The sequence below is a fragment of the Streptomyces sp. NPDC051563 genome (assembly GCF_044454225.1).
Classification (GTDB): Bacteria; Actinomycetota; Actinomycetes; order Streptomycetales; family Streptomycetaceae; genus Streptomyces.
The window spans coordinates 62,973-76,379 of record NZ_JBITDL010000016.1 but is presented as its reverse complement, the minus strand read 5'-3'; the positions used below and the strand labels follow the sequence as shown (position 1 = coordinate 76,379).

The window sequence follows — 13,407 nt, the reverse complement described above, 5'->3', positions numbered from 1 at the left end:
CCCCCGGTCACCACCGGCCCACCGGGCCGGGAACCGCCGCCCGACGGCGGGGCCGCGCCGGGGCCGAAGCCGGGGTCCGGGGCGGGACTGCGGGGTGGGGTGGTGGGGTCATTTGACGAGGAGTTGGGTCAGGACGAGGTGGGACTCGTGGGTTTCCACCTCGTACAGGCCCGTGCGGTCGGCCGTCAGGGTCAGGGTGGCCTCCTGGTTGGCCGGCAGGGCGAGTTCCTTGTCGAAGCCGTGGACGTGCAGGGTGTCCGCCCGGTCGCTGGTGACCCGTAGGGCGACGCGTTCGCCGCGCGTCACCTCCACCCGGCCCGGGGCCGGGCTGACCTTGCCCTCCCGCACGGTGATGGTCACCGTACGGTCGGCCTGCGCCGGTGGCGGGGACTGGGCCGGGGAGTGGGAGTGCGTGGGCTGGGCTGATCCGGGGGCGAGTTGGAGGGTCGCTTCGACCGGCTTGCCCGCCACCGCCCAGGCCGTGTGGTCGTCCGCGTAGAGGCGGACGGTCAGGGTGTGCGGGCCGCCCGACGGGACCTGCGCGGCGGGGAGGTGGAACCAAGGGCCGTACAGCCGGGCCAGTTTGCGGCCGTCCAGTTCGAGGTGCGCGTGCCCGGCGCCCGGGAGGGCGGCGCCGCCGACGCTGTCGGGGGTGAAGTGGAAGTTCGTCACCGTCAGCTGGAGGTTCCAGCCGTCCTCGGAGTCCGGCCGGGCGGCGAGCCGGACCTCCGGCGCGCCCTCGGCCGGGACCTCGCGGAGCCGGTGGCCCGCTCCGTCGTCGGCGGTGAGCAGGGTGCCGACCTTCCCGGAGGCCTGCTCATGGGTGGTGCCGGGCTTGTGGTGGGTGGTGGCCCGGCCGCCGCAGCCCGTCGCCGCGCCGCCGGCCAGGAGCAGGGCCAGGGCGATCAGCGCCGTCGCCCGGCCGGCCCGGCCCGTCCGGCCCGCCCGGCCCGTCCGGTGGGCGCGGTGTGGCGGCGTACCGCAGGCGTCGCACCAGATCCGCCGTTCGGGGCGGTCGTCCAGGGGGCTCTGGCGACTCTCGTGGCCCGTCACAGCCGGTCTCCCCCGACGCCGGGGCCGGCTTCCGCGCTGCGGGTCGGGGCCGGGCCCGCCGGGACGGGGACCCGGTCGCCCGCCGGGTCTCCGCCGGGGCCTGCCGGGCGGGCCGGGGTGCCGCCCGGGCGGGCGGCGGCGATGACGGCCCACAGGACCCAGACCACCGCGACGAGGGACCGTATCCAGGCCGGGCTGAGCGGGATCCAGGGGATCATCAGGACGGCCTTGTCGAAGGCGTCGAGGAGGGTGAGCGCACCCAGCAGCAGGGTCAGGCGGGCCGGCCAGGGGCGGGTGGGCCGCAGGGCGAGGCCGGTGCCGGTCCACCACAGGCCGAGGCAGAGCAGGGCCAGCGCCGGGACGAAGGTGCCGACCAGGCCCATCGTGGAGCCGGCCACGTCCAGGGCCAGGCCGGCGAGGCCGAGCAGGGCGGCCGCCGTGCCCAGCCGGGAGCGGCGCAGGCGGCGCCACCACAGGAGGCCGCCGACCAGGAGGAGGACCGCCGCGACGGCGAGGGCGAGCTGGGTCTCCACCCGCTGGAGGCCCCGGGAGCCGTACCAGTCGCAGCCGGCCGGGAGTTTGCGCGCCTGGACGCTGTAGTCGGCGCAGACCAGGAGCTGGGCCAGTTTCACCGGTTCGCCGGCCAGCCGGGCCGAGCCGCCGGAGACCGCGCCGCGGCGCTCACCGCACTGCGGGAGCGTGCCCGGGGTGGAGCCGTCGGGGCCCTGCTGCCAGCAGTTGCCCCGGCCCTGGCCGTCCCACCAGACGTCCATGCCGTTGGGGCGGGAGGCGCCGGACTTGTCCTTGCCCAGGATGTTGCCGGCGTAGCGGTTGTGGTGGGAGGTGTCGGCCTGCTTGGACAGCTCCTCCTCGCCGCGGATGAAGGCGGGCACGGCCGAGAGGAAGAAGCCCGCGCGCCGGTGCCCGTACACCCAGTTGTTCTCGTAGAGGTTCCAGTTGCCGCCGGCGGTGATGATGCCGGTGCCGGGGGGCATGGAGATCTGCGGGCAGACCACCCCCTGTTCGTAGCCGCGCTCGACGGGCGGCTTCGCGCAGGTGCCGTCCGCGACGTAGGGGTAGTAGTCGGCGTTGTTGTCGTGGATCAGGTTGCGTTCGAAGCGGGCGTGGTTCTGCGGGAGTCCGGGGTGGCCGGGGAAGGCGCTGTCCATCGAGGCGCCGCCCATGTTCTGGTCGAACTCGTTGTCGTGCACGTACACCGAGTCGCCCGCGGTGCCGGAGTAGCCGACCATGTTGTGGTGGCTGCGGCAGCCGGTGATCTCGATGGAGTAGCGGGGGACGTCGTAGCCGCGGCCGTCGTTGATGTTCGAGGCGCTGCCGGGGTAGATGCCGGAGTCGCCGTTGCCGTAGGACTCGCAGTTCTTGTACAGCCCGTGGTCGCTGGCGAAGGTCAGGAAGCCGTACTCGTCGTTCCAGCGGGTCAGCACGTCGTCGATGACGAAGCCGTCGCCCGCGAGGACGTACAGCGAGTTGAAGGTGGTGCGCTGGGCGGTGAAGTTGCGGAAGTAGATGCCGTTGGACTTGTCCGCGCGGATCGCGTTCAGCTTCTGGTACTTGGCGTCGATGACCACGTCCTGGCGGGAGGCGCCCGTGCCTTCGATCTGGAGGTCGGTCTTGCCGAGGATGGCGACGAGGTTCTGGTTGTGGCGGCAGGCCACTTGCTGCTCGTACGTCAGGATCTGGTAGCCGAGCGAGGAGTTGGGCGCCTTGAGCGAGGCGCACTCCCCGGTGGGCTTGGGGAGCGAGGGCTCCTCCTCGTAGAGGCCGGGGAGGATCGCGATGTTCACGCCCGGGCGGTCCACGGCGTCGACCGCCGCCTGGAGGTCGCGGAAGCCGTTCTTCTCGCAGCGGTCGTAGAGGGCGAGGTTGCGCTGCCTGAGGGCGTCGGGGAAGGCGGATATCCGGCGTTCGAAGGCGGGCCGGTCGGTCTTGCAGACGATCAGGTCGGGCTCGCCCGCGCGGTAGGCGGGGACGGAGCCGGTGCCGTCGGGGAGCTCGACGGGGCGCTCCTCGTGCGCGCTCGCGGCGGGCGCGGCGACGAGGAGGGACAGGAGCGCTAGGAGGGCGGCGAGGAGCGCCGCCGGCACGGCAGGAAACCTGCGGGTCCACGACATGCGCGTGAGAGTAGAGCAATGTTCATCTTTTGGGATCCCCTCCCGCAGGAAAAGGGCCCCGGGGAGCCCGAGTCGTCGCCCGAGGCGCAATCCGAGGCACAACCCGCCCGCGCGGCCCCGCCGCCGCCCGCGCCACCCCGCCCCCGCCCGCGTCCGCCCGCCACCCGGCCGACTGACCGGAATGCCCCGTTGACGCGCGGGCCCGGGAATCCTACTGTCAGGCATAGGATTCCTTCGGCAGACCGGGAGCGTGCAATGAGCGGCGGCAGCGAGCAGGCCAGGAAGACGGCGGAGGGGCTGGAGTACCTCACCGGCTTCGGCAACGAGCACAGCTCGGAGGCCGTGCCCGGCGCCCTGCCGGTCGGGCGGAACTCGCCCCAGCGCTCCCCCCTCGGCCTCTACGCGGAGCAGCTCAGCGGCAGCGCGTTCACCGAGCCGCGTTCCCACAACCGCCGCTCCTGGCTCTACCGGATCCGCCCGTCGGCCGCTCACCCGCCCTTCACCCGGACCGGCAACGGCGCCCTGCGCAGCGCGCCCTTCGCGGAGGCCCCCGCCGACCCGAACCGGCTCCGCTGGAACCCGCTGCCCGACCCGGCCCCCGGTACGGACTTCCTGGCGGGCCTGTGGACCCTCGGCGGCAACGGCGACGCCGCCCAGCGCTCCGGGATGGCCATCCACCTCTACTCCGCCAACGCCTCCATGACCGACCGGGTGTTCAGCGACTCCGACGGAGAGCTGCTGATCGTCCCCGAGCGCGGCGGTCTGCTCCTGCGCACCGAGTTCGGGCTGCTGGGCGTCCGGCCGGGCGAGATGGCGCTGATCCCGCGCGGGGTCCGCTTCCGGGTGGAGCTCCAGGACGGGAACGCCCGCGGGTACGTCTGCGAGAACTACGGGCGCCCCTTCGAGCTCCCCGACCTGGGCCCGATCGGCGCCAACGGGCTCGCCGCCGCCCGCGACTTCCGCGCGCCGGTGGCCTCGTACGAGGACCACGAGCGTCCGACCGAGGTGGTGAACAAGTTCTGCGGCAACCTCTGGACCGCCACCTACGACCACTCCCCGCTCGACGTGGTCGCCTGGCACGGCACGCACGTCCCGTACGTCTACGACCTGCGCAGCTTCAACGTCCTGGGCTCCATCAGCTACGACCACCCCGACCCGTCGATCTTCACGGTGCTGACCTCGCCCTCCGACACGGCGGGCCTGGCGGGCGTGGATTTCGTGGTCTTCGCGCCGCGCTGGCTGGTCGGCGAGGACACCTTCCGCCCGCCGTACTTCCACCGGAACGTGATGAGCGAGTACATGGGGCTCATCGACGGCGCCTACGACGCCAAGGCGGAAGGCTTCGTGCCCGGCGGCGGCTCGCTGCACAACATGATGTCCGCGCACGGCCCCGACCGGGAGACCTTCGACCGGGCGAGCGCCGCCGAGCTGAAGCCGCAGAAGATCGACGACGGCCTGGCCTTCATGTTCGAGACCCGCTGGCCGATCACCGCCACCGCCCAGGCGGCCGGCGCCGACCACCTCCAGGGCGGATACGACGACGTCTGGCAGGGGCTGGAGCGCCACTTCCGCGCCTAACATCACGAGCACGAACACGCGCATGCCGCGCGGCGCCGCCGCCGCGCCCACACCGTCCTACGGAGAACCACCCGTGACCGCCTTCGCCCCCGACTCGCTGGTGCTGAACCGGAAGCTGCCGCTCTGGTACCAGGTCTCCCAGTCGCTGCGCGCCTCGATACTCGGACGCACCGCGGACGCCTCGCTGCGCCTGCCCACCGAGGAGCAGCTCGCCGAGCACTACGGGGTGAGCGTGTTGACCATGCGGCAGGCGCTCAAGGAGCTGGAGACCGAGGGCCTCATCAGCCGCCACCGGCGGCGCGGGACCTTCATCGAGCCGGGGGCGCTGCGCGGGGCCCCGGTCCGGCTGCTGGGGTCGGTCGACGCGATCGTGGCGCAGCAGTCGGGCGACCGCACGACGATCCTCGGGTGCGAGCGCACCGCCGTGTCCGGGGAGCTGCTGGAGCACTTCCCGGACACCGCGGAGGTGGTCACGTACCGCAGGCTGCGGCACGACAGCGAGAGCGGCGAGCCGACCAACTGGGCCGAGAACGCGGTGCGTCCGGAGCTGGCCGACGCCATCGGCCTGGCGGATCTGGAGCGTTGGCCGATGACGAAGGTGCTGCGGGACATCGCGAAGGTGGACATCAGCCGGATCACCGACACCGTGGAGGCGCGGCTCGCCGACCCGCTCACCGCCGAGCTGCTCCAAGTGCCCCTGCTGAGCCCGATCCTGCACTACACGGGCGTCACGTACGACGGCTCCGGGCGGGTGGTCGACGTGGCGCGGATCCGGTACCGCGGGGACCGGTTCTCCTTCACCGTGACCGTCGACGCGCACTGACGCCGGACGCACGCAGGCTCCGGACGCTCACCGGCGCCGGACGCACACCGGCGCCGCACGCTCACTGACGCCGCACGCTCACTGACGCCGATCCGCCGGGCGCGCGGGCGACCGGCTATTTCCGGTCCTCCTCCGCACCGCGCTCGCCCTCCGCCTGGGACGGCGTGGTCCGCTGCGTCTGGGCGTGGCGCAGCCCCCGCTGCTTCTCGTCCAGGTCCTCGTCGAGCCGCTCCCCCTCGGCCTGCGACGGGGTCGAGTACTCGTCGTACTGGCTCATGTCCGCCTCCCGGGGCGTCGAGTTACCGGGCAGATCCCTACATAAGGAGCCTAACGCTCCGGCCTGGACGCGGCCCGGCCACCGGGTGGCGTCGCTACCATCGGCCGGGTGAGCGCTGACGCATCCCCGCGGGACCCGCTGCTGGACGATCTGATGCCCTGGGCCGTGGGCCCCCTGCGCCTGGGCCGGGCCTGGGTCGCGGCCCCCGATCCGGCGACCCTGCGCGCCCGGTGGGCCGCCCTGGCCGCCGCCGAGGGTCCGGAGCGGGAGCGGCTGTTCCGCCCGACCCGGGCGCGCACCCCGGGCGCCGGGGCGGCGGCGCTGCCGGGCCAGCGTGCCGGTTCCACCGCCCGGTTCGCGGACACGCCCGGGCCGCGCCCCGACCCCGTACGGATCCTGCGCGAGCCCTTCGACGAGCAGTGGCTGCTGCCCGACCAGCGGCTCATCGACGCGGCCCGGCCGGAACTGTGGCGGGTGCTGGACGAGCACCAGCTGTTCGCCGTGGAATCCGCGCAGCCGGCGGAGCTGCTGGTCACCGCACACCTCCCGGCGGGCCGGCTCGGCCGGATCCGCCCACTGCACCGCCGCCCGGGCGGCGCCGAACCCAATCTCGCCCCCGGGCTGACGCACCTGCTCGGCGAGCGGTACGGCACCTGGGTCGCCCCCGAGGACGTGCTCTGCTGGATCCTCGCCGCGGGCCGCCCCGGCCCCCGGGGGTACGAGGTCCCCCTCACCGCCGATGCCGCGCGCTGGCGGGCCGGGCTGGAGCTGGGCCACCGGCTGTTCTCCGTCCGGCTGCGCGGTGCCCGCGGCGGGGAGGCGCCCCGGCTGCCCGGCGGGCGCCGGCCCTACGTCCGCTCGGCGCTGCCCGCCTGGCCGCGCGAGCTCTCGTACGACCCGGGGAGCGAGACCCTGAGCGTCGGGAGCGGGGACGCCGGTGGCGGCGCCGCCGTCGGCACCGTGTCGCCCGTGCCCGCCGGGGCGTGGGAGTACGAGGCGCAGGGCGTCCGCGTCCTGGAGTCCTGGTTCGCCGCCCGGCTCGCCCACCGGGACCCGGAGGCCGAGGGGCTCGACGCGGTGGGTCCGGCGCAGTGGCCGCAGGGCTGGACCTCGGAGCTGCTGGCCCTGGTGACCACCCTGGCGCTGCTCGCCGAACTGGAGCCGGAGCGGGCGGCGTTCGAGGTGGGGCCGGTGCTGGGTCCTGCGGAGCTTCGGGCGGCCGGGGTGTTGCCGGTGCCGGGCTGGGCCCGGCGGCCGGCGTCCGTTCTGGACCACCAGGAGGAGGGGCCGGGCGGGCAGTTCGCGCTGCTCTGACCTCGCGGGGGCGGAGCCTGGCGCTCCGGGGGGCTCCGGGGGGGCTCCCGGGGCCCGCCCCGGCGGGATCGTGGCAGCGGGCTGCGCCCGGGGGCGCGGGGGCGCGGGGGCGCGGGGTGCGTGCGCAGGGCTGCGGCGGCCCTGCGGGGCGGAGTTCCCCTACCCGCCCTTCCACCGTTCCCCGGGCTCCGCCCGGACCCGCGCCTCAAACGCCGGCGCGGCTGGGGGTGTCCCCGGGCCCTCAAGCGCCCGACGGGCTGGGAGGGGTACCGGGCTGCGCCCGGACCCCCTGGGGCTCCGCCCCAGACCCCGCGCCTCAAACGCCGGCGGGGCTGGATTTACCGGACCCCGGTCCTCACAGGCCGGCGGGGCTGGGTTTCCCGACCCCGGTCCTCAAGAACCGGCGTGGCTGGATTCCCCCGAGCCCCGGTCGGAGCCGGTTCGGGCGCTGCCAAGGGTGACAGACCGGGCCGGACCCGGTAGGCAGGGCGCATGACTATCGAGCCCCTTCCCCTCGACGGGATCACCGTCGTCTCCGTCGAGCAGGCCGTCTCGGCGCCGTTCGCCACCCGGCAGCTCGCCGACCTCGGCGCTCGGGTGATCAAGGTCGAGCGGCCCGACGGCGGGGACTTCGCGCGTGGGTACGACACCGCCGCGAACGGTCTCGCCTCGCATTTCGTGTGGGCCAATCGGGGGAAGGAATCGATCGCGCTCGACCTCAAGGACCCGCGCGGGCGGGAGGTCCTGCACGGGCTGCTCGGCGGGGCCGACGTGTTCGTGCAGAACCTCGCCCAGGGGGCCGCCGCCCGGCTCGGGCTCGACTCGGCCGCGCTGTGCGCGCGCTACCCCCGGCTGGTCGCGGTGGACGTCTCGGGCTACGGCCCCGAAGGCCCGTACGCCCACAAGCGGGCCTACGACATGCTCGTCCAGTGCGAGGCCGGCCTGGTCTCGGTGACGGGCACCCCGGAGCAGCCGGTCAAGGCGGGGATCCCGGCGGCGGACATCGCGGCCGCCATGTACGCCTTCTCGGGGGTGCTCGCCGCCCTGCTGCGGCGCGGGACCACCGGGCGCGGGGGCAGGGTGGAGGTGTCGATGCTGGACGCGCTGGCCGAGTGGATGGGGCATCCGCTGCACCACACCGTGCACGGCGGGGAGCAGCCGGTGCGGACGGGCCTCGCGCACGCCGTGATCGCACCCTACGACGCCTACGCGACGGCGGACGGGGACCGGGTGCTGCTGTCGGTGCAGAACGACCGGGAATGGCGCCGTCTCGCCGAACAGGTGCTGGAGCGGGCGGAGTTGGCCGATGACCCGGGGTTCGCGACGAACTCCGCGCGCACCGCGAACCGGGAGAAGACCGACGCGGTGGTCGCCGAGGCGCTGGGCCGGCTGGGCGCGGACGCGGCGATCGGGCGGCTGGAGGCCGCGGGCATCGCCTGCGCACGGCTGAACTCGGTGGCACAGCTCGCCGCGCACCCTCAGCTGGAGGCCCGGGACCGCTGGCGCGAGGTGGGCTCGCCCGCGGGGCCACTGCGGGCCCTGCTGCCGCCGATCGGACTGCCCGGCGGCGCGGCACCGCACATGGGTGCGGTGCCCGCGCTCGGCGAACACACCGAAGCCCTCCTGCGCGCCCTGGGGATGACGGGCGAACAGATCGCGGCATTGCGCCGGGACGGCGTGGTGCGCTGACTGGGCAGGTTCGACCGGGCATGGCCGGTCGGGCCGGGTCGCTCGGGCCGGGGGCCGAACGGCGGCAGTGCGGCGGGGGGCGCGAACGCCCCGTGGCGCGGACGGTTACGAACGGCGGCTGCCGAAGAGGGTCCGCCGCAGTCTCCGCAGCGGCGCGAAGAGCGAGACGCGCGCGCTCCGGCTCCGCAGCCGGTGCGTGTGATCGCGCGAAGTGAGCTCGCGCATCAGCAGCGTCGCCTCGGCGGTCTCGCGGTGCGGGACGGCGGGACCGCCGAGCACGGCAAGGTGACGGTCGAGGCGCGAACTGGTCGCACCACTGCCGCATGTGATGGCAGGCACGCGAGGCGGCCTGCTGCGCATTGCTATCTGTTCCATGTCTCTCCCCACCCGTATGAGGGCACCCGGCCCACCGGGCAGGGTAACCCTATCGTCCCCACGTTGTGCGCGGGTATCCCGGTGGTGTGAATTGCCCGTGTGGCGAGCGGGAGTTGACGATTACTCAGCGGAGTCGATCGTCACTCTCCGCGAAACCCGGCGGAGTTCGGCGGGTTCGGCGGAGTTCGGCGGAGTTCGGGGGCCGGGGAACCGCATCGGCGCCGGCGGCGTGACTCCTGTCGTGACCGGAGCCACGGTGCGCGCTCTGCGCTAACTTGGAGTGATCGTCCGGTAACGCTCTTGGGGGCGCGCGTGAATGAGGCTTTCGGTGACTGAGTCCGCGGCGGGCGGGGACGGCTCCGGCGACCGCGTCATCGCCGGACGCTACCGCCTGCTGGGTCCGCTCGGCCGCGGCGGGATGGGCATCGTGTGGCGGGCCCGGGACGAGGTCCTGGGGCGCGAGGTCGCCGTCAAGGAGGTGCGGGCCCCGGCCGGGATGGACGAGGCCGAGGTGACCCGCATGTACCGGCGCCTGGAGCGGGAGGCCTGGGCCGCGGCCCGCGTCTCGCACCGGGGGGTGGTCACCGTCTACGACGTGGCCACCGAGGACGGCCGGCCCTGGATCGTGATGGAGATCGTACGGGGGCTCTCGCTCGCGGAGGTCCTGGAGGGCGACGGGCCGCTCACCCCGCAGCGGACCGCGCACATCGGCGAGCAGGTCCTGGCCGCGCTGCGCTCCGCGCACGAGGCGGGGGTGCTGCACCGGGACGTCAAACCGGGCAACGTGCTGATCGCCAACGACGGCCGGGTGGTGCTCGGCGACTTCGGGATCGCCAGCCTGGAGGGCTCCAGCGCCATCACCATGACGGGCGAGGTGGTCGGGTCTCCCGAATTCCTGCCGCCCGAGCGGGCGTTGGGGCACGAGCCGGGTCCCGGGTCGGACCTGTGGGCGCTCGGCGTGATGCTGTACCTGGCCGTGGAGGGGGTTTCGCCCTTCCACCGGGAGTCCGCGGTGGCCACGCTGCGGGCGGTCGTGGACGAGGAGTACCCACCGCCGCTGCGGGCCGGGCCGCTGACGCCCGTCCTGGAGGGGCTGCTGGTCAAGGATCCCGAGGAGCGGCTGTCCGCGGCCGAGGCGGCCCGGATGCTGCGCATCATCGGCGCGGGCGGGACCGTACGGGCCTTGGGCGGGCCGGTGCCGGGGCCCGCACCGACTCCGGCGGGGGCCGAAGACCCGACCGCCGTGATGCCGCACCGGTACGGCCACCCGACACCGCCGCTGCCGCCGCGCGGGACCGGGCCGGCGCCGGCGCTCTCCCGGGAGAGCGCCGGGAACGGGGAGGGCGGCGGGAACGGGGCCGGGCTGGTGCTGGGCGGCGGGATCGCGGTGCTGCTCGTGGTGGTGGCCCTGCTGGGATGGCTGCTGCTGAAGGACCGCGACACGGGCGGGGACGGCGGGGACGGACCCATCACCGGCCCGACCGTCACCCAGAGCGCTCCGCCCTCCCCGACCCCCTCGCCGAGCGCGTCCGCCTCGCCCTCGGCCTCACCCTCCCCCTCTCCTTCCGCTTCCCCGTCGGCCACGACGCCGGGCGTCACCCTGTCCGCCGTCCGGGCCGTCCGGGACACCTACCGCGGCGCGTGTCCGGCGCCCGCCGCCGAGGCACCCGCCTTCACCGCGACCGTGGCGGCGGACCGGACCCCGGCGGTGGTGGAGTACCGGTGGGCCACGCGCAGCGGGCAGACCTCCGGCCCCGGCTGGCAGACCCTCGCCCTTCCGGCGGGCGGGCCGGAGAGCGTACGGCTGGACCACACGGAGCTGACGCACTACCAGGACGCCACCTTCGAGGACGCGGTGCGGCTGGAGGTCCGGGCGCCCGCGGAGGTGGCCTCGGACTGGATGGAGTTCTCGGTGACGTGCGAGGAGGAGACCCCGACAGCCGGGGCCTCCTCCCCTGGTACGGCCGGACCGACCGCCTCCCCGTCCGCGAACCCGGGTCCGACGGCCAGTCCGTGACCCGTCAGGCCGCGCCGGTGAAGACGGGCAGGTAGCCGCCGGACTGTCCGGCGGCGGTCGGGTGGTAGGACTCGCCGATGTTCAGCCAGTTGAGGCTGTGCAGCCATTCACTGCCGGAGCAGATCTCGTGCCCGGTGAAGGCACCGGCGACCGAGGCGAAGGCGAAGCCGTGGTTGGCGGCGCGCTTGGCGATGGCGGCGTTGAGGTAGTCGGAGGCCCCGTTGATGGCGGTGCGCTCGCCCTCCGACAGCCCGGCCACGCAGGTGCCGTTCAGCTTGTAGAAGCGGGGATAGCCGAGGACGACCACGCGGGCCGACGGGGAACGGCTGTGGATGGCGTCGTAGACCTGGTCGAGCTGGCCGGGGAGGGTGGAGTCCACGTACGCCTTGGCCTGGTTGACCCGGCTGACGCAGGTGGCTTCGGACTGGAGCACGCAGGTGGTCATGACGTCGGAGAATCCGGCGTCGTTGCCGCCGATGGTGATGCTGACGAGGTCGGTCCCCGCGTTGAGCGGGGCGAGCTGGCCGCTCATCACGTCACCCGTACGGGCACCCGAGCAGGCGGCGAAGGAGAAGGTCTGGGGGGCGTGTGCGGCGGCCCAGAGGGCCGGGTAGGCGCGGGTGGTGCGCTTGCAGTTCCCGCTGGCGCTGTCGTAGTTGCCGGCGCCGACGCCGGAGGAGTAGGAGTCACCGAGGGCGACGTAGCCGAAGTCGGCGGCGGCGGTGGCCTGACCGGCTCCGAGGAGGGCCGCGCCCGCGGCGAGTAACAGGGCAGAGGTCAAGGCGGCGAAACGAGGCATTCTCATGCTCATGTGTGCGGCTCCTTGTGGGGGTTACTCCGGAGTTACTCCTGAGTCCGTGGTACAAGGAACCGGGGTCCGCTGGAAGTGTCCATGCCAAGAATGTTCGGGGTGGACATGCGGCGCGAATCTTCACCCGCACGGCGTTTGAAGAGGCGATCGCGCCACCCGATCCAGCGAAACACGGGTGCATGAGGCCAGTTCGTGCCGGATCATGGGCGCCATGCCAGCCAACCCTCAGGACGCGCTGCCGATCCGGCTCAACGTCGACGACAGCGACTCCCCGTCGGACGTCGTCGACGCGCTGTTCCTCGGCCGCTTCGCGTCCGGCGAGCAGCCGCACTCGCACAGCGTGTCGATCGACCGGGTCAAACCGGGCGCGACCCTGCTGCCGCCCGGGGCCGCGGTGCTGCGCTCCGCCCGCGACAGCGACCGCAGCGCGACGCTCGCCGAGGGCGAGGGCTGGACCATGCTCGTCTCCCGCTGGAGCCGGGGCGCGGACGTCACGGTGACGGCGGTCAGCGAGGAACTCGCCGCCGGTGTGCTCGGCGAGGCCACGGAGGGGGCGCAGGACGAGCCCGAACCGCAGCCGGAGAACGTGGCGATGGGCTTCTGGTACGTCTCCCCGCGCCGCGGCCCCTACCGCACGACCCGCCAGATCGCGGCGGGCACCTGGGACGAGGTGCGGCCCAACTACACGGCTCCGGTGGCCGGGGCGATGGACCGGCTGATGAAGATCACCCCCGACGACATCGCCGGCCGGCTCCTGCTGCTGCACGGCCCTCCGGGCACCGGGAAGACCTCCGCCCTGCGCACGCTCGCCCGGTCCTGGCGGGACTGGTGCCAGGTGGACTGCGTCCTGGACCCGGAGCGGCTGTTCAACGACATCGGCTACCTGATGGACATCGCGATCGGCGAGGACGAGGGCACGGCGAAGAGCCGCTGGCGGCTGCTGCTGCTGGAGGACTGCGACGAGTTGATCCGCGGCGAGGCCCGGCACACCGCCGGCCAGGCGCTGTCACGGCTGCTGAACCTCACCGACGGGCTCCTCGGCCAGGGCCGCAACGTCCTGGTCGGCGTCACGACCAACGAGGACCTGGAGCGGCTGCACCCGGCGGTGGTCCGGCCGGGGCGGTGCCTCGCCCGCATCGAGATCGGCCGGCTGACGCACCGCGAGGCGGTGGACTGGCTCGGCACCGACGAGGGCATCTCCCGCGAGGGAGCGACGCTGGCGGAGCTCTACGCCCTGCGCCGCGGCGGGTCCGGGCCCGCCGCCCTGCTGCCTCCGCAGGGCCACGACACGGAGGCCGGGCTGTACTTGTAGGTGCGCCGCGCGCACGGCGGGGACAA

At 74.2% G+C, this 13,407-nt stretch carries 11 protein-coding genes; 6 read left to right on the top strand and 5 right to left on the bottom strand.

Annotation, left to right across the window (positions count from 1 at the left end; genetic code table 11):
* Positions 1-108: 108 nt before the first annotated feature.
* Both ACIA8F_RS20275 and ACIA8F_RS20270 read right to left on the bottom strand, forming a co-directional pair.
* A complete protein-coding gene (locus ACIA8F_RS20275; protein WP_399380692.1) occupies positions 109-909 on the bottom strand; it encodes a cupredoxin domain-containing protein in 801 nt (266 codons plus the stop codon).
* Positions 910-1,049: 140 nt separating this feature from the next.
* Positions 1,050-3,185 carry a right-handed parallel beta-helix repeat-containing protein gene (locus tag ACIA8F_RS20270; RefSeq protein ID WP_399380492.1) on the bottom strand — a complete coding sequence of 712 codons (2,136 nt, stop codon included), beginning with the start codon at positions 3,183-3,185 and terminating at the stop codon, positions 1,050-1,052.
* A gap of 255 nt (positions 3,186-3,440) precedes the next feature.
* Here ACIA8F_RS20270 and hmgA point away from each other — a divergent pair, with 255 nt between their 5' ends.
* Together hmgA and ACIA8F_RS20260 are read left to right on the top strand one after the other, a co-directional pair.
* Positions 3,441-4,763 carry a homogentisate 1,2-dioxygenase gene (gene hmgA / locus ACIA8F_RS20265; RefSeq protein ID WP_399380491.1) on the top strand — a complete coding sequence of 441 codons (1,323 nt, stop codon included), beginning with the start codon at positions 3,441-3,443 and terminating at the stop codon, positions 4,761-4,763.
* A 22-nt stretch (positions 4,764-4,785) separates the two neighbouring features.
* The gene (locus tag ACIA8F_RS20260) at positions 4,786-5,586 is read left to right on the top strand and encodes a GntR family transcriptional regulator (RefSeq protein ID WP_399380489.1); all 801 of its coding nucleotides are present in this window, start codon (positions 4,786-4,788) and stop codon (positions 5,584-5,586) included.
* A gap of 115 nt (positions 5,587-5,701) precedes the next feature.
* On the opposite strand, the gene ACIA8F_RS20255 is transcribed toward ACIA8F_RS20260, so the two are convergent.
* Positions 5,702-5,863 (bottom strand): hypothetical protein, encoded by a 162-nt coding sequence (locus ACIA8F_RS20255; protein WP_399380487.1) that lies wholly within the window; start codon positions 5,861-5,863, stop codon positions 5,702-5,704.
* Between the two features lie 153 nt (positions 5,864-6,016).
* Here ACIA8F_RS20255 and ACIA8F_RS20250 point away from each other — a divergent pair, with 153 nt between their 5' ends.
* Together ACIA8F_RS20250 and ACIA8F_RS20245 are read left to right on the top strand one after the other, a co-directional pair.
* Positions 6,017-7,177: a type ISP restriction/modification enzyme gene (locus ACIA8F_RS20250; RefSeq protein ID WP_399380690.1), complete on the top strand. Its 1,161-nt coding sequence runs from the start codon at positions 6,017-6,019 to the stop codon at positions 7,175-7,177.
* Between the two features lie 492 nt (positions 7,178-7,669).
* The gene (locus ACIA8F_RS20245) at positions 7,670-8,866 is read left to right on the top strand and encodes a CaiB/BaiF CoA transferase family protein (RefSeq protein WP_399380486.1); all 1,197 of its coding nucleotides are present in this window, start codon (positions 7,670-7,672) and stop codon (positions 8,864-8,866) included.
* Positions 8,867-8,971: 105 nt separating this feature from the next.
* Here the strand turns inward: ACIA8F_RS20245 and ACIA8F_RS20240 are convergent, their stop codons facing one another.
* Positions 8,972-9,241 (bottom strand): hypothetical protein, encoded by a 270-nt coding sequence (locus tag ACIA8F_RS20240; protein ID WP_030720225.1) that lies wholly within the window; start codon positions 9,239-9,241, stop codon positions 8,972-8,974.
* Positions 9,242-9,557: 316 nt separating this feature from the next.
* Between ACIA8F_RS20240 and ACIA8F_RS20235 the strand changes: the two genes are divergently transcribed.
* A complete protein-coding gene (locus ACIA8F_RS20235) occupies positions 9,558-11,258 on the top strand; it encodes a serine/threonine-protein kinase (RefSeq protein WP_399380484.1) in 1,701 nt (566 codons plus the stop codon).
* Between the two features lie 4 nt (positions 11,259-11,262).
* On the opposite strand, the gene ACIA8F_RS20230 is transcribed toward ACIA8F_RS20235, so the two are convergent.
* On the bottom strand, positions 11,263-12,063 hold the full coding sequence (locus ACIA8F_RS20230) for an SGNH/GDSL hydrolase family protein (RefSeq protein WP_399380689.1): 801 nt from the start codon (positions 12,061-12,063) through the stop codon (positions 11,263-11,265).
* Between the two features lie 217 nt (positions 12,064-12,280).
* Here ACIA8F_RS20230 and ACIA8F_RS20225 point away from each other — a divergent pair, with 217 nt between their 5' ends.
* Positions 12,281-13,381, top strand: coding sequence for a DUF5925 domain-containing protein (locus ACIA8F_RS20225; protein ID WP_399380482.1), 1,101 nt, complete (start codon positions 12,281-12,283; stop codon positions 13,379-13,381).
* Positions 13,382-13,407 lie beyond the last annotated feature (26 nt).

Excerpts from the sequence above, each read along its gene's own strand:
- ACIA8F_RS20270 (WP_399380492.1), bottom strand. The coding sequence starts at position 3,185 with ATGTCGTGGACCCGCAGGTTTCCTGCCGTGCCGGCGGCGCTCCTCGCC.
- hmgA (WP_399380491.1), top strand. The coding sequence starts at position 3,441 with ATGAGCGGCGGCAGCGAGCAGGCCAGGAAGACGGCGGAGGGGCTGGAG.
- ACIA8F_RS20260 (WP_399380489.1), top strand. The coding sequence starts at position 4,786 with ATGCCGCGCGGCGCCGCCGCCGCGCCCACACCGTCCTACGGAGAACCA.
- ACIA8F_RS20255 (WP_399380487.1), bottom strand. The coding sequence starts at position 5,863 with ATGAGCCAGTACGACGAGTACTCGACCCCGTCGCAGGCCGAGGGGGAG.
- ACIA8F_RS20250 (WP_399380690.1), top strand. The coding sequence starts at position 6,017 with ATGCCCTGGGCCGTGGGCCCCCTGCGCCTGGGCCGGGCCTGGGTCGCG.
- ACIA8F_RS20245 (WP_399380486.1), top strand. The coding sequence starts at position 7,670 with ATGACTATCGAGCCCCTTCCCCTCGACGGGATCACCGTCGTCTCCGTC.
- ACIA8F_RS20240 (WP_030720225.1), bottom strand. The coding sequence starts at position 9,241 with ATGGAACAGATAGCAATGCGCAGCAGGCCGCCTCGCGTGCCTGCCATC.
- ACIA8F_RS20235 (WP_399380484.1), top strand. The coding sequence starts at position 9,558 with ATGAGGCTTTCGGTGACTGAGTCCGCGGCGGGCGGGGACGGCTCCGGC.
- ACIA8F_RS20230 (WP_399380689.1), bottom strand. The coding sequence starts at position 12,063 with ATGAGAATGCCTCGTTTCGCCGCCTTGACCTCTGCCCTGTTACTCGCC.
- ACIA8F_RS20225 (WP_399380482.1), top strand. The coding sequence starts at position 12,281 with ATGCCAGCCAACCCTCAGGACGCGCTGCCGATCCGGCTCAACGTCGAC.